This is a genomic window from Streptomyces fodineus (assembly GCF_001735805.1).
Taxonomy (GTDB): domain Bacteria; phylum Actinomycetota; class Actinomycetes; order Streptomycetales; family Streptomycetaceae; genus Streptomyces; species Streptomyces fodineus.
In genome coordinates, this window is record NZ_CP017248.1 from 3,242,158 (window position 1) to 3,264,094 (window position 21,937).

Genomic DNA, 21,937 nt, shown 5'->3' on the forward strand with positions numbered 1-21,937 from the left:
CACTCTTCGAACGAGCCGACGACTCGCCTCCGGCATACCCATGGATGCATATGCCCCTCGGACTCGCACACTCACAGTAATCCTACGATCACCCGCTCAGCCACGTGGATCCCTGAAACGCCACCATTCGCCACCCCTTCGAATGAACTCACGGTCGCCCGCACGCGATTCACTTGACATAGGACGGCCGGGAGTGGGCGGAGTGATGCAAGCGGGGGGCGCGTGCACCCCGATGCGCCACCCGATGCACTTCAAGGCGCCGCTTCGACCTCGTGCCGACCGGGGAAGGCGGAGTCATAGCGTTACGTTCCGCTTCCGTCTCGTTCCGTGTCGTAACCACCGGCGCGCTGGACCCGTTGGAGGGGGCATGGGCTTCACGATCGGCGGCATTCGCGAGATCCGCTCCGGCACGCGCCGGCGCGGCCGTTCGTCGGAGTGCACCGCCGTCGCCGAGTTCACCGGGCTGTGGGGCTGGGACGTGGTGCCGGGCGCGCGGGCCGCCGCGGGCGCCTGCTCGTGCGGACACGCCGACTGTACGGCGCCGGGCGCGCATCCGCTGGACTTCGCGCCCCGGGTCCCGGCCGGGGCCACGCTGGACGAGGTGAGCAAGGCCTGGGCGGAGTTCCCGGGTGCCGCGGTGATGCTGCCGGTGGGCCGGGCGTTCGACGTCATCGAGGTCTGCGAGGCCGCCGGCCGCCGCGCCCTGGTCCGCCTGGAGCGCATGGGCCTCCCGCTCGGTCCGGTGACCGCGACCCCGGACGGCCGCGCCCACTTCTTCGTCGCGCCCGGCGCCGCCGCGGAACTCCCCCGGCTGCTCTACCGCATGGGCTGGGACGACCCCTCGGCCCTGGATTTGCGCGGTCTCGGCCCGGGTGCGCACATCACCGCGCCGCCCTCCGACCGGGGCGGCCTGGGCCCGGTGCACTGGCTGCGCCCGCCCGCACTGGACTCGGCGACGCGGCCCCCGGCGGCGCGGTTGCTGCTGGGGACGCTGGCCTACGTCGCACACCGGTCGCGCACATAGCTCCACGTCCGCGGGAGCGGCACCGGCAGAGGCGGCGCACAAAGGGGGCACGCACACAAACGCGGCGCACAAAGGGGGCGCACAAAGGGGGCGCACAAAGGGGGCGCACAAAGGGGGCGGCGCCCGACCCCCCGAGCGGGGGCGGGCGCCGACTGAGGGCAGACAGCAGGTCCACTAAGTGCTCAGTCACCGATCAGGGCATCCACGAACGCCTCCGGCTCGAACGGCGCGAGATCGTCCGCGCCCTCGCCGAGGCCGACCAGCTTGACCGGTACGCCCAGCTCGCGCTGGACCGCGACGACGATGCCGCCCTTGGCCGTACCGTCCAGTTTGGTCAGCACGATGCCGGTGATGTCCACGACCTCCGCGAACACCCGGGCCTGCACCAGTCCGTTCTGCCCGGTGGTGGCGTCCAGCACGAGCAGCACCTCGTCCAGCGGCGCGTGCTTCTCCACGACCCGCTTGACCTTGCCCAGCTCGTCCATGAGGCCGGTCTTGGTGTGCAGGCGGCCGGCGGTGTCGATGAGGACGACGTCGACCCCCATCTCCTTGCCTTCCTTCACCGCGTCGAAGGCGACGGAGGCGGGATCGCCGGCTTCCGGTCCGCGCACGGTGTAGGCGCCGACCCGCTCACCCCAGGTCTGCAGCTGGTCGGCGGCGGCGGCCCGGAAGGTGTCGGCGGCGCCGAGCACGACCGTACGGCCGTCGGCGACGAGCACGCGCGCGAGCTTGCCGGTGGTGGTGGTCTTGCCGGTGCCGTTGACGCCGACGACCATCACGATGCCGGGCTTGCGGTCCGCGGGCTCGGTCTTGACCGTGCGGTCGAAGTCGGTGCCGACCACCTTGAGCAGCTCCTCGCGCAGCAGGCCGCGCAGCTCCTCGGGGGTGCGGGTGCCGAGCACCTTGACGCGCTCGCGCAGGCTCTCGACCAGCTCCTGGGTGGGCTGCACGCCGACGTCGGCGGTGAGCAGCGTGTCCTCGATCTCCTCCCAGGTCTCGTCGTCCAGGTGCTCGCGCGAGAGCAGCGTGAGCAGGCCCTTGCCGAGGGCGTTCTGGGAACGGGACAGGCGGGCACGCAGCCGGACCAGCCGGCCTGCGGTGGGCTCCGGGATCTCGATCTCGGGAGCCTCGACAGTGGGGGGCTCCTCGACGGCGACCGCGGGGCCGCCGGGGAGATCCACCTCCTCGATCGTCCGGCGCGGTTCGTCGCGGGGCGTCTCGGCCTCGTCGCCGACGTGCGGCTCGGCCGGGGGCGCGGTGATGTCGGGCGTCTTGGGGGGCGGCGGGGGCAGCGGCTTGCGGCGCCGGCTGCCCACGATCAGCCCGCCGAGCGCGCCGAGCACGACCACGGCGATGACTACAGCAAGGATGACGGTTTCCATAACTCGTCCAGTATCAGCCATGGGGTGCGAGCGAAGGCTATTTGTGGCTTCCTCCGAGAGACAAACGCCACTTAAAGCAAGGAGTCGGAGCAAAGTACGATGGTGGCGGCTCTGTTGACGCGCGTAGAGTCCGATCGTCCCTGTCCCCCCACGTCTGGCCCATTTCTTCATGAGCAAAACCGTCGAGACCGAAGGCGCTCTCGAGACCCGAGGCATCGAGCAGGTCCCGGATCACGAGCGCACCGCCAGGACCCGTGAGCTGTTCCCGACCTGGGTCGGCGCCAACATCAGCGTGCTGCTGCTGACGATGGGCGCGAGCCTCGTCGTGGCGTACCACCTGGACATCTGGCAGGCACTCGTCGTCGCGGTGGCCGCGCCGGTCGTGTCGTACGGCCTGGTCGGGCTGATCGGCATCGCCGGCAAGCGGGGCGGCGCGCCCGGCATGGCGCTCTCCCGCGCGGTCTTCGGCCAGCGCGGCAACCTGCTGCCCGGCTCGCTGATCTGGGTCGCGCGCTGGGGCTGGGAGACGATCAACGCGGTCACCGGCGCCTACGCGATGCTCACCATCCTGGACATCCTGTTCGGCCTGAAGGCGAACAGCGTGCTGGACATGGTGATGCTGCTGATCTTCGTCGTGGCGACCTTCGCGATCTCCGGGCTCGGCATCAACGCGGTGCAGAAGTGCAACAAGTACGCCACGTACCTCTTCGGCGTCTTCTCGGTGCTCGTCCTGGTCTACCTGGTCGCGAACACGAACTGGTCGAAGGTGCTGCACCACGGCGGCGGCTCCACGGCCGCGGTGATCACCGGTGTGGGCATGATCGCGGCGGGCGGTGTCAGCTGGATCCCGACGGCGCCGGACTTCACCCGCTATCTGCCGCGCACGGCGTCCTCGAAGGCGATCGTGGGAACGGCGGTCGGCGGTGCCGGCATCGTCGTGCTGCCCATGGTCCTGATGGGCGCGGTGATGGCGGTCTCCACGCCGGACCTGGCCTCGGCCACCGACCCGGTGTCCTTCCTCGGCGAGATCCTGCCGACGTGGATCGCGGTGCCGTACCTGTTCATCGCGCTGATCGGCATGCTGCTGATCAACTCGATGTCGATGTACTCGGCGGGCTTCACCGCGCAGACGCTGGGCATCAAGGTGCCGCGGCACTGGGCGGTCTCGGTGAACGCCGTGATCTCGCTGGTCTTCGGCGGGGTGCTGATGCTGGTGGCGACCAGCTTCATGGGCTCGTTCATCGCCTTCCTGTCGCTGCTCGCGGTCGCGTTCTCCGCGTGGGTCGGCGTCTTCGGCGCGGACATGCTGCGCCGCACCGAGTACGACGGCGAGGCGATGACCGACACCACCCGCACCAGCGCCTACTGGTACAAGGGCGGCTTCTCCCCGGCGGCCGTGGCCGCCTGGGCGATCGGCCTGCTGTCGGGCCTGATGTTCACGACCTCGGACTGGTTCACCGGCCCGCTGGCGAAGAACAACGTCATCGGCGAGTACGGCCTCGGCTGGGTCGCCACGATCGTGATCTCGGGCCTGCTGTACCTGGCCCTGCCGAAGCCGGCGGTGGCGAAGCCGGCGGTGGCGAAGCCGGCGGAGGTCGCCGCGCCGGCCGAGGAGCGCGCGAGCGTCGACGCCTGACGCGCGTCAGCCGGCCGGGTCGCTCTTGTGCAGGGCCGCGCTCGCGCGAAAGCGCAGGCGGGAACAGCGGTCCTCGGTCTCCTGGCCGGCATCGTCCGGACAGCAGCAGTGGCGGGCGAGCCAGCGCAGGTCGTCGCAGTCGAGCCAGAGGGCGACCCGGCCCCGGCCGGCCTCCGCCCGCGGATCGGTGGGTACGGCCTCGGTCATCCTGTGAGCCTACTCCCGCCCCCGCCATGGCCATCTGACGCTACGTCAGCTACCGTCCCCCTCCACCGCATCGCACCGGAGGGGGACTTCCCATGCCCGTCACGGTCGTCCGTTTCAACCTCGTCGCTCCCGGCGCCTCCCCCGCCGCTCTCTGCGCGCGCTACCGGGCCGCCCTGGAGATGGCCGCGTACGCGGACGAGCACGGCATCAACACCGTGCAGACCGAGGAGCACCACGGCGCCGCCGACAACTGGCTGCCGTCGCCGTTCGCCTTCGCCGGCGCGGTGTTCGGGGCGACCCGGTCCATCGCGGTGACGGTGTCGGCGGTGATCGGCCCGCTGCACGACCCGCTGCGTCTGGCCGAGGAGATCGCCGTACTGGACCTGCTGAGCGGCGGACGGCTGGTGACGGTGGCCGGGATCGGCTACCGGCCCGAGGAGTACGCCCTGTTCGACGTCGACTGGAAGCGCCGGGGCCGGCTCCAGGACGAACTGCTGGAAACCGTGCTGAAGGCGTGGTCCGGCGACGAGTTCGAGTACCGGGGCCGTACGGTGCGGATCACCCCGCGCCCGTACACCGACCCACACCCCCTCCTGCTGGTCGGCGGCTCCTCGAAGGCCGCCGCCCGCCGGGCCGCCCGGCTGGGCCTGCCGTTCTTCCCGAGCGCTCATCTGCCGGAGCTGGAGGCGTACTACAAGGAGAAGCTCACCGAGTACGGCACCGAGGGCTGGGTGATGATGCCCGCGTCCGAGACCCCTTTGCTGCACATCGCCGAGGACCCGGACCGGGCGTGGGCGCAGTACGGCGAGCACTTCCTGCACGAGGCCCGGACGTACGCCTCCTGGCAGTCGCGGGACATCACGTCGGCGGTGCGCTCGGCCGCCACGACGGTGGAAGAGCTGCGCGCGGAGGGCGTGTACCGCGTCCTCACCCCGGAGCAGTGCATGGGTGCCGGGCTGGACAGCCTGGTCCTGCACCCGCTTGCGGGCGGGATGCCGGTCGAGGAGGGCTGGCGGAGCCTGCGGTTGTTCGCGGAGCGGGTGGTGCCGGGGGTGGGGGGCTGAGGGCGCCCGGCGATCACCAGGCGCACCGCCCGCCCCGGATACGAAACCGCCGCCCCCGCACCGGGCAGTGGCCGGTGCGGGGGCGGCGGGGGGTACGAGGAGAGGGGCAGCGGGGACTTGGCCCTTCTCCCCGAGTTCACGGGGCTGGTCAGCCCATCTCCTCCAGGGACTTGCCCTTCGTCTCCTTGACGAACTTCAGGACGAACGGGATGGAGAGCGCGGCGCAGACGGTGTAGATGACGTACGTGCCGGAGAGGTTCCAGTCGGCCAGCGACGGGAAGCTCGCGGTGATGGCCCAGTTGGCGATCCACTGCGCGGAGGCGGCGACACCCAGCGCGGCGGCGCGGATCTTGTTCGGGAACATCTCGCCGAGGAAGACCCAGACCACCACGCCCCACGACAGGGCGAAGAAGAGGACGAACACATGGGCGGCGATCAGGGCGACCCAGCCCTGGGTGCTCGGGAGCCTGCCGTCGACCAGGTGGGAGCTGAACGCCCAGGCCTCCAGCGCGAGACCGACGACCATGCCGACCGAGCCGATGAGGGCGAGCGGCTTGCGGCCGACGCGGTCCACGAAGATCATCGCGATCACGGTGCCGATGATGTTGATGATCGACGTCGTGAAGGAGTAGAAGAACGAGTCGGTCGGGTCGACGCCCACCGACTGCCACAGCGTCGAGGAGTAGTAGAACGCGACGTTGATGCCGACGAACTGCTGGAAGACCGACAGGCCGATACCGATCCAGACGATCGGCTTGAAGAAGAAACCGCCGCCGAGCAGGTCCTTGAAGGTGGACTTGTGCTCGCTCTGCATCGCGTGCTCGATCTCGGCGACGCGGGCGTCCAGGTCGGTGCCCGTGCCCTCGACCTCGGCGAGGATCTCCTTGGCCCGGTCGCGCTTGCCGACCGAGAGCAGGAAGCGCGGGGACTCGGGGATGGCGAAGGAGAGCAGGCCGTAGAGGACGGCCGGGATCACCATGACGCCGAGCATGACCTGCCAGGCCTCCAGGCCCATCAGGTGGCCGCGCTGCTTGCCGCCGGCGGCGTTCAGCAGGCCCCAGTTGACGAGCTGGGAGACGGCGATGCCGACGACGATCGCGGCCTGCTGGAAGGAGCCGAGCCGGCCGCGGTAGGCGGGCGGGGCGACCTCGGCGATGTAGGCCGGGCCGATGACGGAGGCCATGCCGATGGCGAAACCGCCGACGACCCGCCAGAGGGCGAGGTCCCAGAGGGCGAAGGGCAGCGCGGAGCCGACGGCGCTGATCGTGAAGAGCACTGCGGCGATCTGCATACAGCGGATACGGCCGATGCGGTCGGCTATGCGGCCGGCGGTCGCGGCGCCGACGGCACAGCCGATCAGGGCGATCGCGATGACCTGGGCGAGGGCCGCGGAGCCAATGTCGTACTTGGTGCGGATGGCCTCGACCGCGCCGTTGATCACGGAGCTGTCGTAACCGAAGAGGAAGCCGCCCATGGCGGCAGCCGCCGCGATGAAGATGACGTGCCCGAGATGCTCGGGTGGGGCCGTCCTGGCTCCTGACTGAGGTGCCTGCGCTGTGCTGGTCACGTGTATCTCCTCGGGCCACGGCAACGCTGCCGGGGTGGGGGGCGAGCCCTTACAGGTGAGACCTGAAGGTAAAAGCAACGTTGCAGAGACTATGCCTTCAAGTTTCGAAGTCAATACTTCAACGGCTGTGAGTTTTTTCGTACACCCAAGGGGTCCGCGTTCACTTCTTGAACACGAAAGAGTCACAGAAGAGGGTCACAGAAGAGTTGATCTTGAATGCCGCGGCACTACCGAAGGCGCTGAGAGATGACCTTGGAGACGCCGTCGCCCTGCATGGACACGCCGTAGAGCGCGTCGGCGACCTCCATCGTGCGCTTCTGGTGCGTGATCACGATCAGCTGCGAGGCCTCCTGCAGCTCCTGCATGATCCGGATCAGCCGCTGGAGGTTGGTGTCGTCCAGGGCCGCCTCGACCTCGTCCATGACGTAGAACGGGCTCGGCCGGGCCTTGAAGATCGACACCAGCATCGCGACGGCCGTCAGCGAGCGCTCGCCACCCGACAGCAGGGAGAGCCGCTTGACCTTCTTGCCCGGCGGGCGCGCCTCGACGTCCACACCGGTGGTGAGCATGTTGTCCGGGTCGGTCAGCACCAGACGGCCCTCTCCGCCGGGGAACAGCCTGCTGAAGACGCCCTCGAACTCCCGGGCCGTGTCCCGGTAGGCCTCGGTGAACACCTGCTCGACGCGCTCGTCGACCTCCTTCACCACCTGGAGCAGGTCGGCGCGCGTCTTCTTCAGGTCCTCCAGCTGCTCGCTGAGGAACTTGTGCCGCTCCTCCAGTGCCGCGAACTCCTCCAGCGCCAGCGGATTGACCTTGCCCAGCTGCTGGTAGGCCCGCTCGGCCGCCTTGAGCCGCCGCTCCTGTTCGGCGCGGTGGAAGGGCCTGGGCCGGTTACGCGGATGCTCGGGGTCCTCGGGCAGCACCTCACCGTCGGCGGGGAGCGAGGGCGGCACGGGCTGGTGCGGGCCGTACTCGGCCACCAGCCCCTCCGGCTCGACACCCAGCTCCTCCAGCGCCCTGGTCTCCAGCTGCTCGATCCGCAGCCGCTTCTCGGCGCCGAGTACCTCGCCCCGGTGCACCGAATCCGTCAACTTGTCCAGTTCCGACTTCAGTTCGCGGCCGGCGCTGCGGGCAGCGGTCAGCTCCTGCTCTCGCCGCGCCTTGGCGGCCTCGGCGGCGGCGCGTTCCTGTTCGGCGCGGGCGAGGGACACCTCGATGTGCGCGAGCAGCTGCCGGGCGCCGGAGGCGACGGCCTCCGCGACGGCGGCCTCGTGCCGCAGGCGGGCGCGCCGCTGCTCGGCACGCACGCGTGCCTCGCGTTCCGCGCGGGCGGCCCGGTCGAGCGAGTCGGCCCGCCCGGCGAGCCCCTTGACCCGCTCCTCGTGGGTACGGACCTGGAGGCGGGCCTCCATCTCGGTCTGCCGGGCGTTGGCGCCGTCGGCGGCGAGCCGGTCGCGTACGGAGGTGTCGGGCTCCTCCTCGACCGGCATCTCCTCGGCGACGGCCAGGCGCTCGGCCAGCTCCTCGGCCTCCTGTACGGCCTTCTCCAGCGCCTCCTGCGCGCGTGCGGCCGCGGCGGCGGACCGCTCGGCCTCGCCTGCGGCACCCCGCGCCTGGCCGGCCAGCCGGCCGAGCTGCTGGGCCACGGCCGACTTCTCCCGGTCGGCGGCCCGGCGCCGCTCCGCGAGTTCTTCCACGAGGGTGGCGGCTTCGGTACGCCGTTCGGCTGCCGTCCGCTGCTCCTGGGCCAGCTCCTCACACCGCACGGCCAGCTCGGCCAGCTCGGCCGCGGCCTCGTCGACCGATGCCTGCACCTCCAGCAGGCTGGGTGCGCCGGCCGAGCCGCCGTGTGCGAAGTGGGCGCCGAGGAGGTCGCCTTCGGAGGTGACGGCGGTGAGTCCGGGGTGCGCGTAGATCAGGTCCTCGGCGTCCTCCAGGGTGTCTACGACCACGGTTCCTTGCAGGAGGCGGCGTACCGCGGGCATGAGTTCGGCAGGGCCGCGGACCAGCTCGGCGGCGAGGCGCCCACCGGGGGGTGCCGCGGCAGGCGATTCGGCGGCTGCGGGCTCGTCGTGGCTGGGCGCGCCCCGCGGCGGAGCCGCATGCGGATGCTGCCCCGCGCCCGTTTGGGGGGCGTCCCCGGACGTAGGCTCCATGGCCCCGGCCAGCAGCAGTGCCGCCCGGCCCCCGTCCTGCTTGCGCAGCAGCCTGATGGCTTCCGCCGCCGATGCGGGAGTCGCCACGGCGATCGCGTCCGCCGCCGCCCCGAACGCGGCGGCCAGCGGGACCTCGTAGCCCGGAGTGACGGTCAGCAGTTCCGCCGCCGGGCCGAGAATTCCGGTGAGCCGGTCCCGTGCCCCCAGCAGTATCCCCGTGCCGTCCTTCCGTCTGAGGCCCAGCGCGAGCGCTTCGCGGCGGGCCTGGGTCGCCGCGCGGGTGCGCTCGGCCGTGGTGAGGGCCTCGCGGGCCGTGCTCAGGGCGGTCTCTGTCTCGGCGAGCTGCCGCTTGGCCGCCTCGTGCCGCCCGGCCAGGTCCGCGTCGTCGGCGTCGAGGCCGTCGACCTCGGCCTTCAGGGCCTCGTACTCCTCCTGGGCGCGCACCGCGCGCTCCTGGGCCTCGTCGCGGGCCGTGGCCAGGCGGTCGATCTCGGCCTGGGCGGAGGCCGCACGGGAGCGGGCCGCGTTGACCTGCCCGGTCAGGCGGGCCAGGCCCTCGCGGCGGTCGGCGATGGCACGGGCAAGGTCCTTCAGACGGCGTTCCTCCGCCGCCAGTTCGCGCTCCAGCTCGGCGCGGTGGGCGACGGTGTCGTCAAGGGCGCGCTGGGCCGCCTCCAGGGCCGCCTCCAGCTCGGCCTCCTGTTCGCGGATGCGGGCGGCCTCCCGCTCCAGGTCCTCGGGGTCACGGCCGCGCCGTTCGTCGGGCGGTGTGGAGGTGGCGCTCTTCACGCGTGCGTCGGCCAGCGAGATCGTGCCGCGGACGCGTTCGGCCAGCTGGGACAGCTCGTACCAGGTCTGCTGGGCGCGCTGGAGGCGGGGCGTGAGCTGCCGTACCTCGTCCTCCAGCAGGGCCTCGCGGTGCAGGGCCTTCTTCAGCTCCTGCTCGGCCGCCTCCTTGCGTTCCTTCAGGGCCGCCTCGTCGGCGACCTCGGCCTTGAGCGCCTCACGCAGTCGTACGAGGTCGTCGGCGAGCAGGCGCAGGCGGGCGTCGCGCAGGTCCGCCTGGATCACGGCGGCCCTGCGTGCGACCGCCGCCTGGCGGCCGAGCGGCTTGAGCTGGCGGCGGAGTTCGTCGGTGAGGTCCTGCACGCGCGCGAGGTTGGCCTGCATCGCGTCCAGCTTGCGAAGGGCCTTCTCCTTGCGTTTGCGGTGCTTCAGGACACCGGCCGCCTCCTCGATGAAGGCGCGGCGGCCCATGGGGTCCGCGTGCAGGACGGAGTCGAGCTGGCCCTGGCCGACGATGACGTGCATCTCGCGGCCGATGCCGGAGTCGGACAGGAGTTCCTGGATGTCCAGGAGGCGGCAGGTGTCGCCGTTGATCTGGTACTCGCTGCCGCCGTTGCGGAACATGATCCGCGTGATGGTGACCTCGGCGTACTCGATGGGCAGCGCGCCGTCGGAGTTGTCGATGGTCAGGGACACCTCGGCGCGGCCCAGCGGAGGGCGGCCGGTGGTGCCGGCGAAGATGACGTCCTCCATCTTGCCGCCGCGCAGCGACTTGGCGCCCTGTTCGCCCATGACCCAGCTGAGCGCGTCCACGACATTGGACTTGCCCGAGCCGTTCGGTCCGACGACACACGTGATACCCGGTTCGAACCGGAGCGTGGTCGCCGACGCGAACGACTTGAACCCGCGGAGGGTCAGGGCCTTGAGGTGCACGCCGCTGGACTTTACCGGGCGGCGCTATCTCACTCCATGAACCCTCGCAACCGCGCGGTTTCGCCATTGAACATGCAGGGCACACCGTACGTTAAAGAGAGTGAAAGGATGCGCGGGGCAAGAAAGAAGGGACGCCGAAGCGTCCCTTGCAACTCTGACGACCGGGTCTCGGTCGCCCGATCAACTGAGCGGTTGATACGGCAGCCCGATCGCTGCGACTGCTGTCGTGGAGCGATGCAGGGATCAGGTGAGCGCAGGCTCCGCCTGGTGTGCGTCGATGCTCTCCATGATCCTGTCCTGAGAGGCGGCAGCCGTCAGCGCGTCGTTCTCCGCCTGGATGCGTACGAGCTCCGATTCCAGGTCCTGGACACGCTGCTGCAGCCGTCGCATCTCGGCGAGGAGTCGAGGGTCGGAGCCGCCGACGTAACCGAGAAGCGCCTTTGCCATGATGGATGGTCCTCCACACTGAGTGACCGACCGATGCGGTGTGGGTCGTGAGGGATTCGCACCCGCGGTGCTTGGCACATTCGGGTGTTGCTCTGCTGTTGCTCCATGCCAAACAGCTAAGGTGCGCGGGGCTTTCAGCGTCTCACCAAAAAGTTTGACGGTCAACACGATCACGCCCTGTATTGGCGGGTAACCCGGGGCGCGCGGCCGGAAAGCGGGCGGCGCTGCGACTCGTCCGGGACCCTCAGGGCGTGGCGATCAGCTGTACCAGCGGAGCCTGCCATGCCCCACCGTTCTTGGCAACCACCAGGCCGTTTCTGCCCTTCGCATGTGCCCCCGGCAGCTCCCTGTGCGCCGGGCTGCGCGTCTTTACAGATCCGGCTCAGCGGATGGCGAAGCCGTCGTAGCCGCCGCGGGGTGTGTCCCAGATCTCGGTGACCCCGTCCACATGTCCGGGCGTGTCGTCGCCCTGGAGCCAGTCCAGCAGCCCCTCGCAGCCCTCGCGCGAGCCCTCCGCGACGACCTGGACGCGACCGTCGGCCAAATTGAGAGCAAAACCACTCAGGCCGCCGATCTCCAGTGCCTTGGCACGCGTGAACCAGCGAAAACCCACACCTTGCACGCGTCCACGGACCCAGGCGACCAGTCGCACATCCTCGCTCATGGGTGCAACCTAACCAGCCGATGTCGCTCGGTTCACATCGCCCGTGAGCGGCATGCGGTAGCGTCCCGACCCGATGCATCTCATATGAAACTCATTCGATCGAGTGAATCTGGCTGGTCAGAGGGAGTCACTGGCCGCGCAGGCACCGGTCGACCGTGAGGACGAGGAAGAGGGCAGGGACATGGGACGCCACCGACGCTCCGCCACCGGCCGCGCCGCCGCGGGCCGCGCCACGGGGGCCACCCACACGCGGCGCTCCACCACCGGGGCCACCACAAGCGCGTCCCCGCAGGAGTCGTACGACTCGTACGCGGGTGAGCCGGCACCCGGGCAGGACTCGTACGCAGGTGAGCTGGTCCCCTGGAACTGGTACCCGGGCGAACCGGCCTCCAGGAACTCGTACCCGGGTGAACCCGCCCCCAGGAACCCGTACCGAGGCGAGCCGGACCCTTGGAACCCGTACGCGGGTGAGCTCGCCCCCTGGCAGCGCCCGTACCCGGATGGACATGCGCCCAGGGGTATCGCGCCGTACCTGAACCCGGAGGCCTACCGCAGGGCGACCGGCCCGAACCCGCCGGCCTACGCCGACACGACCGCCAGGGCCCACGCCTACCTGTTCGCGGCCCAGGACGACGGTCCGGGCGGCTCACCGGGCGACGGTTTCGCCCCGGCCGGCACCCCCTCCCACGGCCATCGGCGCCGGAAGAAGGGCCCGAGGCCGGTGCGCACGGGCCTGCTCGGGGTGTCCGCCGCCGTCGCCCTCGGTACGGCCGCGGTGGCCACGGGCGTGGTGCCGGGTCTGCAGAACTACAAGCTGGGCGGCGATACGCACACCACCGGCGGCGAGCAGGTGCAGGCGGTGGACGCGCCGGGCAACACGGCCGCCGAGCAGGGCGGCACCTCGGGCGGCGCCGACAGCGGGGCGGGCGGTGCCGGCCGCGCGGCCGGCACGGGCACCAGCCGGGACGCCACGCGCCCGGAGTCCCCGAGCCCCTCCGCCTCCCCGTCGGACTCGGCGTCGACGTCCGCCTCCCCCACGCCCACCCCGTCGAAGACCGCGACCGGGAAGCCGTCGCCGCGGGCGACGCCGGGCGGCAAGCAGAAGAACACTCCGTCGCGCAAGGGGAGCAAGGCGCCGAAGGCGGGTTCCGCACCGGCGAAGGTGTCGAAGGAGAACTCCGCCGAGTCGCAGGTGCTGGCGCTCGTCAACCAGGAGCGGGCGAAGGTCGGCTGCAGCCCGCTGGCGGCGAACTCCTCGCTGAGCAAGCTGGCCGAGTCGTTCAGCGACGACATGGCGGCGCGGGACTTCTTCGACCACACCGACCCGGACGGCAACACGCCGTGGGACCGGGCCGCGGCGGCCGGCATCACCGATCTGGGCGGCGAGAACATCGCCCGCGGCCAGGCCGACGCGGCGGCCGTGATGGACGCCTGGATGAACAGCCCCGGCCACCGCGCCAACATCCTGAACTGCGACTTCAAGACCCTCGGCGTCGGCGTCCACTTCGGCCCGGGCGGACCTTGGTGGACGCAGGACTTCGGGTACTGACGCCCCCGGCGCCGGTCGCCTGACGGGTCTCAGGCGGCGGCGCGCCCCTGTGCGAACACCCGGGCCGTCTCGGCGATGCGGCGGCCGAGGTGGCCGGCCGTGGCTATGTCGGCCTTGTGGACGCCCTCGGGGCCCTGGTCGTTGTTGGTCTGGGCGGCAGCGCCGGAGAAGAAGCCGAGGCGGTTGAGGTCGTTCTCGGAGGCGGTGCTGGCGTTCCAGCCGGGGAGCAGGCCGAGGTTGACCCAGGTCATGCCGTGCTGGGCGGCGAGCGTCTGGAAGAACTGCAGGGTGTGCAGCTTGTCGCCGCTCTTGGACGCCGAGTTGGTGAAACCGGCGGCCAGCTTGTCCTTCCAGTCCTGGCCGAACCAGCGCTTGGAGGTGGCCTCGGCGAAGGCGTGGAAGGCGCCGGAGGCGGTGCCCATGTAGGTGGGCGAGCCGAAGACGATCGCGTCGGAGGCGTCCAGCGTCTGCCACTGCTCGTCGGTGATCTGGTCGACCTTGATCAGGTGCACCTCGGCACCCGCGTCGGCGGCACCGGCGCGGACGGCCTCGGCGAGGACGGCGGTGTGGCCGAAGCCGGAGTGGTAGGCGATGGAAACGACGGGGCTGGTCACGAAGACTCCTCGAATGGGCAGCTCGAAAGCGGTGACTCAAGGAAAGCACTAACTTATGGTTAGTGCAACCTGGTGGTTAGCGCTGCGTGTGCGTATCCTTGGTGTCATGACCGCCACCCCCCAGGAGCACGAGGACGACCTCGCCTACGACGTCTTCGCCAAGGCCTGCCCGTCACGCGGCACGCTGGAGCACGTCACGGGCCGCTGGGGCGGGCTGACACTCGGCGCGCTGTACGAGGGCTCGCTGCGCTTCAACGAGCTGCGCCGCCGTGTCGACGGGGTGAGCGAGAAGATGCTGTCCCAGACGCTGCACGCGCTGGAGCGCGACGGCCTGGTGCACCGCGAGGCACAGCCGACGAACCCGCCCCGCGTGGACTACGAACTGACCGCCCTCGGCCGTCAGGTGGCCGAGCGGCTGCTGGCGCTCATCCACTGCGTGGAGGGCGCCATGGACGACGTACTCGCGGCACGCGCGCGTTACGACGAGACGCGCGGCGCCCTCTGACACGTCGGGCAGAAATAGCTGGAGCGGTTCATCCAGGGGCGGCGGCGGATCGGGGTGCCGCACCGCTTGCAGGGCTCGCCCTCGCGGCCGTACGCGTCCAGGGAGCGGTCGAAGTAGCCCGACTCGCCGTTGACGTTGACGTACAGGCTGTCGAAACTGGTGCCGCCGACGGCGAGGGCCGCGTTCATCACATCCCGGATGTGGCGGAGGAGTCCGGTGGTGACCGGGCGGGTGAAGTTGGCCGTGGGGCGCTCGTAGTGGATGCGGGCGCGCCAGAGCGCCTCGTCCGCGTAGATGTTGCCGACGCCGCTGATCAGCGACTGGTCCAGCAGGGCCCGTTTGATGGTGGTCCGCTTGCGGCGCAGCGCCAGGTGGAACGCCTCGTCGTCGAACAGCTCGTCCAGCGGGTCTCGGGCGATGTGCGCGATGACGTCGGGCAGGCCCGCGGGGGTGTTGTCGTGCAACGACAGCCCGCCGAAGGTGCGTTGGTCGACGAAGCGGAGTTCGGTGCCGAGGGAGTCGGCGAACCGGACCCGGATGCGCAGGTGCTTCTCGTCCGGCGTCTCGTGCGGCTGCACCAGCAGCTGACCGCTCATGCCGAGGTGGGCGAGGACGGACTGGTTCGTCTCCTCCAGCGGCAGCCACAGGTACTTGCCGCGGCGGCTGGGAGTGCCGATGTGATGGCCCTTGAGGCGGTGCGCGAAGTCGTCGGCGCCCGCGATGTGCCGGCGTACGGCACGCGGGTGCAGCACCTCGACCTCGGCGACGGTGCGGTGGGCGACCCAGCGCTCCAGGCCGCGCCGGACGACCTCGACCTCGGGCAACTCGGGCATCGGGACCCCCGTACGAAGCGGTGGACGAGCGGAGCGCCCGCCCCGCCTGGAACGGCGGGGCGGGCGCTCGTACTGCTGTTCGTCAGGCGGGAGCGGACGACGACTCGCCGTCCTGGACAGCTTCCTTGGCCTCCTCGGCGGCCTTCTTGGCCTCCTTGGCCGCCTTGGCGCGCTCGTCCGCGGCGGCCCGGATGGACCGCCAGGCGGACTCGGCGGCCTGCTGCTCCGCCTCCTTCTTGCTGCGGCCGGTGCCGGTGCCGTACGAGACGCCTCCGACGCGGGCGGCAGCAGTGAAGGTCTTCTCGTGGTCGGGGCCGGTCTCCGTGACCAGGTACTCGGGCACGCCGAGACCCTCCGTCGCGGTGAGCTCCTGGAGACTGGTCTTCCAGTCCAGGCCGGCACCGAGGTTCGAGGACTTCTCGATCAGCGGGTCGAAGAGCCGGTGCACCAGCTCGGACGCCGAATCGAGGCCCTGATCGAGATAGACCGCGCCGATCACCGCTTCCAGGGTGTCGGCGAGGATGGACGCCTTGTCCCGGCCGCCCGTGCCCTCTTCACCGCGGCCGAGCCGGATGAAGGAGCCCAGGTCGAGGCCGCGGCCGACCTCCGCCAGCGCACGCGAGTTGACCACCGCGGCCCGCAGCTTGGCCAGCTGGCCCTCGGGCAGGTCGGGGTGGATGCGGTACAGCGTGTCCGTGACGACGAGGCCGAGGACGGAGTCACCGAGGAACTCCAGCCGCTCGTTCGTCGGCAGACCGCCGTTCTCGTACGCGTAGGAACGGTGGGTCAGCGCGCGCACCAGAAGGGCGGACTCGACCTCATAGCCGAGCCGCCCTTCCAGAAGCGTATGGGACGAGGCCTGGTTGTCCGCCTTCTTCTTGGCGGGTGCGTCCGCCTTGGCGTCTTCCGCCTTCTTGGGACTGGACACAGTGCCTCTCACCAGCCGGCTCAGACTTCGAGGACCTGGCGCTTGTTGTAGGTGCCGCAAGACGGGCACGCAATGTGCTGCTGCTTGGGCTCGTGGCAGCGCTCGCACGCAACCAGGGTGGGGACCGCAGCCTTCCACTGCGACCGGCGGTGGCGCGTGTTGCTGCGCGACATCTTCCGCTTCGGAACAGCCACGGCTACTTCTCCTGCTTCTCGTCGACGCGCGCTGATCGAGTCGCGTCGCCGCTCATCTCGTCCTTCTCGCCGTCTTCGAGTGAACCGGCGAGTCCCTGCAAAGCCGCCCAACGGATGTCGACGGCGTCGTGGTGGTGGTCCGGGTCGTCCGCGAGCCGCGCTCCGCACTCGGAGCACAGGCCCGGGCAGTCTTCCTGGCACACCGGCTGCATCGGCAGTGCGAGCACCACCGCATCGCGCAGCAGAGGTTCGAGGTCGAACATTCCGTCCTCGAGGAAGAACCTGTCCTCGTCGTCCTCGGCGTCGGCGCCCGGTTCCGCGATCACGCGGCCCCGGTCGTCGGCGTCAGGGTACGAGAACAGCTCCTGGAAGTCCGCTTCGAGCTCCAGCCCGACCGGCTCCAGACACCTTACGCACTCCCCCTCGGCCTGTGCACGGGCGGTGCCTGTGACGAGCACCCCTTCCATGACCGACTCGAGCCGGAGTTCGAGCTCCACCGGGGCGCCTTCCGGCACTCCGATGACCCCCTGGATGCCGAGATCCACGGGAGCGTCGATCGTGCGGGTCAGGCGCTGGAGCGCGCCAGGACGCCGACCCAGCTCGTGCGTGTCGAACACGAGGGGGTTGCGGTGGTCGAGGCGGGCGTTGGAAGCCATTCCTGCTTTCGATCTTCGAGCTCGGAGGGCCGCCGCCCTTCGGTGTTGCGGGCAGCGGTGATCGCGGACGTACACGCGACCGAAGAGCCAGGATACTGGACCTTTCGCTCTCGGCCCAATCCGGTGGTCGGCGCGCTGTGAAGCCGCGCTCGCTACAGCCCCCGGCCCTGCTCGTACGCCCGCAGCTGCTCCGCGCTGATCATGCCGGTGTCGAAGAGGCTGGTCTCGTCGAGAGCGTAGCCCTGCTGCGGCTGGTGCTGCTGGGCCTGCTGGGCCTGCTGGACCTGCTGGACCTGCTGCTGGTCGTAGGCGGCCTGCTGGGGGTCGTAGGCCCCCTGGTAGGCGTACGGGTCGGCCTGCTGGTAGCCGTAGGGGTCCTGCTGGGCGTAGCCGGGTTGCTGCGGGAAGCCGCCGTAGGGGTCCGGCTGCTGCTGGTCGTAGGCGTAGGCCGGCTGCGGCTCGTACGACGGCTGCTGCGGCGGCTGCGGCTGCTGCCGGGCGGGCTGGGCCGGGCGCTCGGCCGGGGTGTCCTGCTCGGCGAGGGCCGCGAGGTCGGCGAGGTAGTCGGCGTCGCTGGAGTGCTGGAAGGTCGTGGTGTCGAGGGCGCCGAGGTCGTCCGTGGCGATCCGGCCGTGCAGCTTCTGCCGGCCGCGGCCGACGGCCTCCAGCGTCTTGGCGAGGACCGCCTCGAAGGCACCCAGCTTGACGTCCACGTACTGGTCGGCGTTGTGGCGCAGGGTCTCCGGGTCGTGGCTGCGCTCGGGGGCGTCCTCGTCCTCGTAGCCGTTCTCGTCCAGACCGGGGCCGGTGCCGAGCAGCTTCTCGCGGCCGCGGCCGACCGAGCCGAGGGTCTTGGTGAGGACGACCTCGAAGTTGGCGAGCTTGGAGTCGACGTAGTCGTCGGCGTCGGCGCGGATCTCCTCGGCCTCCTTGCGGGCCTCGGCGAGGATCCGGTCGGCCTCGGCCTGGGAGCGGCGGGCGATCTCGGTGTCGGAGATCAGCGAGCCGCGCTCGGCGTGCGCGTTCGAGATGATCCGGTCGGCCTCCAGGCGGGCCTGCTCGACCATCTGCTGCCGGTCGCCGATCAGCTCCTGCGCCTGTGCGAGGGAGCCGGGCAGGGCCAGGCGCACCTCTTCCAGCATCGCGAGCAGCTCGGCGCGGTTGATCACACAGGACGCCGACATGGGCATGGCCCGGGCGCCGGCGACCGCGGAGACGATCTCGTCGAGCTTCTTCTGCACGTCCACCTGTGCTCGCCACTCTCTACAGCCGGGATGGAGACGGACGGGACGACTGTAGCCCCATCAGTCCCTGCGCAGACGTTTGTTCAGGGCCTGGAGCACCGGGGCGGGCACCAGGTGGGAGACGTCGCCGCCCCATGCGGCGACCTCCTTGACCAGGGAGGAGGAGAGGAAGCTGTAGGTGGGGTTGGTGGGCACGAACAGCGTTTCGACGCCGGTGAGGCCGATGTTCATCTGGGCCATCTGCAGCTCGTAGTCGAAGTCGCTGACGGCACGCAGGCCCTTGACGATCGCGGGGATGTCGCGCTGCTTGCAGAAGTCCACGAGGAGGCCGTGGAAGGCCTCGACCCGGACGTTGGCGTAGTCGGCGGTGACCTCGCGGATCAGCTCGATCCGCTCCTCGATCTCGAACAGGCCCTTCTTGGACTTGTTGATCATCACCGCGACGTAGACCTCGTCGTACAGACGGGAGGCGCGGGCAATGATGTCGAGATGTCCGTTGGTGATCGGGTCGAACGACCCGGGACAGACGGCGCGGCGCACTTGTGTTCCCTCGCTCTCCGGTCCGGTCATCGTGCGTCTTCGCACGTAGAGGCGGCGCGACCGTACCAAAACGTTCCCTCGCCGTAGCGACGGGACCTGATCGCCTCGAAGCCGTCCGGCCACGGGAATTCGCCGCCTCTGGTGCTGCGCTCCACGGTGACGAGGGCGTCCTTCGCGAGCCAGCCTCCCGAGCGGAGTGTGAGGAGAATCTCCCGAAGATCGTGATCTGTGACAGCGTACGGGGGGTCGAGGAAGACGAGGTCGTACGGCTCGGCGGGGGGCGCGGTTCTGATGACTTGTTCCGCTTTGCCTGCTCGTACTTCGGCGCCGGCAAGGCCCAGGTTCCTCACGTTCTCGCGGACGGTTCTGGCCGCGCGGGCGTCGGCTTCGACGAGGAGCGTGTGGCCCGCGCCCCGGGAGAGGGCCTCCAGGCCCACGGCGCCCGAGCCTGCGTAGAGGTCGAGGACGCGTTCGCCGTCCAGAGGGCCGCCCAGCAGGGACTGCCAGGTGGAGAAGAGACCTTCGCGGGCGCGGTCCGATGTCGGCCGTGTTCCGGTGCCGGGCGGTACTGAGAGGCGCCGTCCGCCGGCCCGGCCGGCGATCACGCGGGTCATGTGGGGTCCTTCTTCGTGGGCGGCTTTACGGTTCATTGTGGCCGCTCGCGCCCGCGCGGCGGTAGCCGCATACGGAGGACGGCCCCGCGCTCCTCGGATACGTCACCTCTAGCCCTTTTCCAGGTACTGCTCCCTCTCCTCGTCGACAAGGGCGTCCAGGGCCGTACGCAGACCGGGCAGGCGCTCCAGCTCGGGATCCGCCGCTACGACCGCCGTCGCCTCCTGCCTCGCCTCCGCGATGACCTCCTCGTCCTCGATGACGGCCAGCACGCGCAGGCTGGTGCGGGCGCCGGACTGGGCCTGGCCGAGGACGTCGCCCTCCCGGCGCTGTTCGAGGTCGATGCGGGAGAGCTCGAAGCCGTCGAGGGTGGCGGCGACGGCGTTCAGGCGCTGGCGGGCGGCGCTGGCCTCGGGCATCTCGCTGACCAGGAGGCACAGGCCGGGGGCGGAGCCCCGGCCGACCCGGCCGCGCAGCTGGTGGAGCTGGGAGACGCCGAAGCGGTCGGCGTCCATGATGACCATGACCGTGGCGTTCGGGACGTTCACGCCGACCTCGATGACCGTCGTGGCGACCAGGACGTCCGTCTCGCCCGCCGCGAACCGGCGCATCACCGCGTCCTTGTCGTCGGGGTTCATACGGCCGTGGAGGACCTCGACGTCGAGGCCCTGGAGGGGGCCGCGGCTCAGCTGGTCGGCCACGTCGAGGACGGCGAGCGGCGGGCGCTTCTCCGCCTCGTCCTCGGGGGACTTGCTCTTGTCCGCCTTCTTCGGATCTTTCTTCGGATCTTTCTTCGGATCTTTCTTCGGATCGGCCGCCTCGTCGATGTCGTCGCCGATGCGGGGGCAGACGACATACGCCTGGTGGCCGTTCGCCACCTCCTCGCGGACCCGCTCCCAGGCGCGGGCGAGGAAGTGGGGCTTGTCGGCGGCCGGGACGACATGGCTGGCGATCGGGGAGCGGCCGGCGGGGAGCTGGTCGAGGACCGAGGTCTCCAGGTCGCCGAAGACCGTCATGGCGACCGTGCGCGGGATCGGGGTGGCCGTCATGACCAGCAGGTGCGGGGGCTGTTTGCCCTTGCCGCGCAGGGCGTCGCGCTGCTCGACGCCGAAGCGGTGCTGCTCGTCGACGACGACCAGGCCGAGGTCGTGGAACTGGACCTTGTCCTCGATCAGGGCGTGCGTGCCGATGACGATGCCCGCCTCGCCGGTGACCAGGTCGAGCAGGGCCTGGCGGCGGGCGGCGGCGCCCATGGAGCCGGTGAGCAGGACGACCTTGGTGGCCTGCTCGGCGCCGCCCAGCATGCCGCCTTCCGCCAGCTCGCCCATCATCTCGGTGATCGAGCGGTGGTGTTGCTGGGCCAGGACCTCGGTGGGCGCGAGCATGGCCGCCTGGCCGCCCGCGTCGACGACGGTGAGCATGGCGCGCAGGGCCACCAACGTCTTGCCCGAGCCCACTTCGCCCTGGAGCAGGCGGTGCATCGGGTGTTCCGTGGCGAGGTCGTCGAGGATCTCGCGGGAAACCTTCTGCTGGCCGTCGGTGAGGGTGAAGGGCAGGCGGTCGTCGAAGGCCGTGAGGAGGCCGTCGGGCCTGGGTGCGCGGGGGACGGCGGGGAGTTGGCTGTCCGCGTAGCGGCGGCGGGCCAGGGCGACCTGGAGGACGAAGGCCTCGTCCCACTTCAGGCGGGCGCGGGCGTCGGCGATGTCGGCCTTGGTGTGGGGGCGGTGGATCTTGAGGAGGGCCTCGGGGAGCGGGACCAGGCCACGCCCTTCGCGCAGGGACGGCGGGAGGGGGTCCAGGGCCTCCTGGGCGGTGGGCAGCACCGTCTGGACCGCCTTGCCGATCTTCCAGGACTCGAGTTTGGCGGTGGCCGGGTAGATCGGGATCAGGGCGCCGGCCCAGGCCTCGACCGTTTCCTCACTGTCACCCCGGAGCAACTCATAGGCCGGATGGGCGAGTTGGAGGCGGCGATTGAAGACGGAGACCCTGCCGGCGAACATCGCCCGGGTGCCCGGCAACAGCTCCTTGTGGGGCTTGTGGACGCCGTTGCCGAAGAAGACCAGCTGGAGCCGGCCGCTGCCGTCGGTGATCGTGACCTCCAGGCGCTGGCCCTTGCCGCGGGGGGCCTTGGCGGAGGCGAAGCTGTGCAGGCGGGCGTCGGCGACCTGGGCGACGACCGTGACGTGCTCGTCCATGGGGAGGTCGGCGAGATGGGTGAGCTGACCGCGCTCCTCGTATCTGCGCGGGTAGTGGTGGAGAAGGTCGCCGACGGTGTGCAGGCCGAGGTGCTCGGCCATCACCTTCGCGGTGGCTGGGCCGAGCACCGACTTCAGTGGCTGCTTCAGTGGTTCTTCCAGTGCGGGCACGAGATCCATTGCACACCACTGCACTGACAA

At 70.6% G+C, this 21,937-nt stretch carries 20 protein-coding genes; 5 read left to right on the forward strand and 15 right to left on the reverse strand.

The features are described 5' to 3' along the window. Positions 1-367 precede the first annotated feature (367 nt). Positions 368-1,024 (forward strand): bifunctional DNA primase/polymerase, encoded by a 657-nt coding sequence (locus BFF78_RS13090; protein ID WP_069778496.1) that lies wholly within the window; start codon positions 368-370, stop codon positions 1,022-1,024. A gap of 182 nt (positions 1,025-1,206) precedes the next feature. Here the strand turns inward: BFF78_RS13090 and ftsY are convergent, their stop codons facing one another. Beyond that, positions 1,207-2,406: a signal recognition particle-docking protein FtsY gene (gene ftsY, locus BFF78_RS13095; protein WP_069778497.1), complete on the reverse strand. Its 1,200-nt coding sequence runs from the start codon at positions 2,404-2,406 to the stop codon at positions 1,207-1,209. Between the two features lie 169 nt (positions 2,407-2,575). On the opposite strand from ftsY, the gene BFF78_RS13100 reads away from it, so the two are divergent. Further along, positions 2,576-4,042 (forward strand): cytosine permease, encoded by a 1,467-nt coding sequence (locus BFF78_RS13100; RefSeq protein WP_069778498.1) that lies wholly within the window; start codon positions 2,576-2,578, stop codon positions 4,040-4,042. A 6-nt stretch (positions 4,043-4,048) separates the two neighbouring features. Here BFF78_RS13100 and BFF78_RS13105 read toward each other — a convergent pair whose 3' ends face one another. Further along, the gene (locus tag BFF78_RS13105) at positions 4,049-4,249 is read right to left on the reverse strand and encodes a hypothetical protein (RefSeq protein WP_069778499.1); all 201 of its coding nucleotides are present in this window, start codon (positions 4,247-4,249) and stop codon (positions 4,049-4,051) included. A 92-nt stretch (positions 4,250-4,341) separates the two neighbouring features. Between BFF78_RS13105 and BFF78_RS13110 the strand changes: the two genes are divergently transcribed. Further along, positions 4,342-5,313, forward strand: a complete 972-nt coding sequence (locus tag BFF78_RS13110) for an LLM class flavin-dependent oxidoreductase (protein WP_069778500.1) — start codon at positions 4,342-4,344, stop codon at positions 5,311-5,313. Between the two features lie 148 nt (positions 5,314-5,461). Here BFF78_RS13110 and BFF78_RS13115 read toward each other — a convergent pair whose 3' ends face one another. The 4 genes from BFF78_RS13115 to BFF78_RS13130 all read right to left on the reverse strand — a co-directional run bounded on the left by BFF78_RS13115 (position 5,462) and on the right by BFF78_RS13130 (position 11,866). Further along, positions 5,462-6,880, reverse strand: coding sequence for a sugar porter family MFS transporter (locus BFF78_RS13115; RefSeq protein WP_069778501.1), 1,419 nt, complete (start codon positions 6,878-6,880; stop codon positions 5,462-5,464). 227 nt (positions 6,881-7,107) lie between these two features. After that, entirely contained in the window at positions 7,108-10,755 is a 3,648-nt protein-coding gene (gene smc / locus BFF78_RS13120; protein WP_069778502.1) for a chromosome segregation protein SMC, read from the reverse strand. Between the two features lie 243 nt (positions 10,756-10,998). After that, positions 10,999-11,202: a hypothetical protein gene (locus BFF78_RS13125; protein ID WP_023546484.1), complete on the reverse strand. Its 204-nt coding sequence runs from the start codon at positions 11,200-11,202 to the stop codon at positions 10,999-11,001. Between the two features lie 382 nt (positions 11,203-11,584). Next, complete coding sequence (locus BFF78_RS13130; protein WP_069778503.1) at positions 11,585-11,866, reverse strand: acylphosphatase; 282 nt, start codon at positions 11,864-11,866, stop codon at positions 11,585-11,587. Positions 11,867-12,047: 181 nt separating this feature from the next. On the opposite strand from BFF78_RS13130, the gene BFF78_RS13135 reads away from it, so the two are divergent. After that, complete coding sequence (locus BFF78_RS13135; protein WP_069778504.1) at positions 12,048-13,415, forward strand: CAP domain-containing protein; 1,368 nt, start codon at positions 12,048-12,050, stop codon at positions 13,413-13,415. A gap of 29 nt (positions 13,416-13,444) precedes the next feature. On the opposite strand, the gene BFF78_RS13140 is transcribed toward BFF78_RS13135, so the two are convergent. Continuing rightward, positions 13,445-14,029, reverse strand: coding sequence for a flavodoxin family protein (locus BFF78_RS13140; RefSeq protein WP_069778505.1), 585 nt, complete (start codon positions 14,027-14,029; stop codon positions 13,445-13,447). A gap of 106 nt (positions 14,030-14,135) precedes the next feature. Between BFF78_RS13140 and BFF78_RS13145 the strand changes: the two genes are divergently transcribed. Beyond that, complete coding sequence (locus tag BFF78_RS13145) at positions 14,136-14,534, forward strand: winged helix-turn-helix transcriptional regulator (protein WP_069778506.1); 399 nt, start codon at positions 14,136-14,138, stop codon at positions 14,532-14,534. Here BFF78_RS13145 and mutM read toward each other — a convergent pair. The 8 genes from mutM to recG all read right to left on the reverse strand — a co-directional run bounded on the left by mutM (position 14,507) and on the right by recG (position 21,916). Further along, on the reverse strand, positions 14,507-15,367 hold the full coding sequence (gene mutM, locus BFF78_RS13150) for a bifunctional DNA-formamidopyrimidine glycosylase/DNA-(apurinic or apyrimidinic site) lyase (RefSeq protein WP_069778507.1): 861 nt from the start codon (positions 15,365-15,367) through the stop codon (positions 14,507-14,509). The two genes, BFF78_RS13145 and mutM, sit on opposite strands and share 28 nt — an antisense overlap. A gap of 82 nt (positions 15,368-15,449) precedes the next feature. Continuing rightward, complete coding sequence (gene rnc, locus BFF78_RS13155; protein WP_193433449.1) at positions 15,450-16,307, reverse strand: ribonuclease III; 858 nt, start codon at positions 16,305-16,307, stop codon at positions 15,450-15,452. A gap of 8 nt (positions 16,308-16,315) precedes the next feature. Next, complete coding sequence (gene rpmF, locus BFF78_RS13160; protein ID WP_003951102.1) at positions 16,316-16,489, reverse strand: 50S ribosomal protein L32; 174 nt, start codon at positions 16,487-16,489, stop codon at positions 16,316-16,318. A gap of 2 nt (positions 16,490-16,491) precedes the next feature. Then, the gene (locus BFF78_RS13165; protein ID WP_069778509.1) at positions 16,492-17,145 is read right to left on the reverse strand and encodes a YceD family protein; all 654 of its coding nucleotides are present in this window, start codon (positions 17,143-17,145) and stop codon (positions 16,492-16,494) included. A gap of 152 nt (positions 17,146-17,297) precedes the next feature. Beyond that, positions 17,298-18,392, reverse strand: a complete 1,095-nt coding sequence (locus tag BFF78_RS13170; RefSeq protein WP_069778510.1) for an ATP synthase F0 subunit B — start codon at positions 18,390-18,392, stop codon at positions 17,298-17,300. A 57-nt stretch (positions 18,393-18,449) separates the two neighbouring features. Then, positions 18,450-18,929, reverse strand: coding sequence for a pantetheine-phosphate adenylyltransferase (coaD, locus tag BFF78_RS13175; RefSeq protein ID WP_069778511.1), 480 nt, complete (start codon positions 18,927-18,929; stop codon positions 18,450-18,452). A gap of 26 nt (positions 18,930-18,955) precedes the next feature. Next, positions 18,956-19,543, reverse strand: a complete 588-nt coding sequence (gene rsmD / locus BFF78_RS13180) for a 16S rRNA (guanine(966)-N(2))-methyltransferase RsmD (protein ID WP_069778512.1) — start codon at positions 19,541-19,543, stop codon at positions 18,956-18,958. A 108-nt stretch (positions 19,544-19,651) separates the two neighbouring features. Beyond that, the gene (gene recG / locus BFF78_RS13185; protein WP_069778513.1) at positions 19,652-21,916 is read right to left on the reverse strand and encodes an ATP-dependent DNA helicase RecG; all 2,265 of its coding nucleotides are present in this window, start codon (positions 21,914-21,916) and stop codon (positions 19,652-19,654) included. Positions 21,917-21,937: the final 21 nt, after the last annotated feature.

Bases quoted from the DNA above. Each gene is read 5' to 3' on its own strand.
- rsmD (WP_069778512.1), bottom strand. From the start codon at position 19,543: ATGACCCGCGTGATCGCCGGCCGGGCCGGCGGACGGCGCCTCTCAGTA.
- mutM (WP_069778507.1), bottom strand. From the start codon at position 15,367: ATGCCCGAGTTGCCCGAGGTCGAGGTCGTCCGGCGCGGCCTGGAGCGC.
- BFF78_RS13105 (WP_069778499.1), bottom strand. From the start codon at position 4,249: ATGACCGAGGCCGTACCCACCGATCCGCGGGCGGAGGCCGGCCGGGGC.
- BFF78_RS13110 (WP_069778500.1), top strand. From the start codon at position 4,342: ATGCCCGTCACGGTCGTCCGTTTCAACCTCGTCGCTCCCGGCGCCTCC.
- BFF78_RS13090 (WP_069778496.1), top strand. From the start codon at position 368: ATGGGCTTCACGATCGGCGGCATTCGCGAGATCCGCTCCGGCACGCGC.
- BFF78_RS13100 (WP_069778498.1), top strand. From the start codon at position 2,576: ATGAGCAAAACCGTCGAGACCGAAGGCGCTCTCGAGACCCGAGGCATC.
- BFF78_RS13165 (WP_069778509.1), bottom strand. From the start codon at position 17,145: ATGGCTTCCAACGCCCGCCTCGACCACCGCAACCCCCTCGTGTTCGAC.
- ftsY (WP_069778497.1), bottom strand. From the start codon at position 2,406: ATGGAAACCGTCATCCTTGCTGTAGTCATCGCCGTGGTCGTGCTCGGC.
- BFF78_RS13145 (WP_069778506.1), top strand. From the start codon at position 14,136: ATGACCGCCACCCCCCAGGAGCACGAGGACGACCTCGCCTACGACGTC.
- BFF78_RS13130 (WP_069778503.1), bottom strand. From the start codon at position 11,866: ATGAGCGAGGATGTGCGACTGGTCGCCTGGGTCCGTGGACGCGTGCAA.
- recG (WP_069778513.1), bottom strand. From the start codon at position 21,916: ATGGATCTCGTGCCCGCACTGGAAGAACCACTGAAGCAGCCACTGAAG.
- BFF78_RS13125 (WP_023546484.1), bottom strand. From the start codon at position 11,202: ATGGCAAAGGCGCTTCTCGGTTACGTCGGCGGCTCCGACCCTCGACTC.
- BFF78_RS13135 (WP_069778504.1), top strand. From the start codon at position 12,048: ATGGGACGCCACCGACGCTCCGCCACCGGCCGCGCCGCCGCGGGCCGC.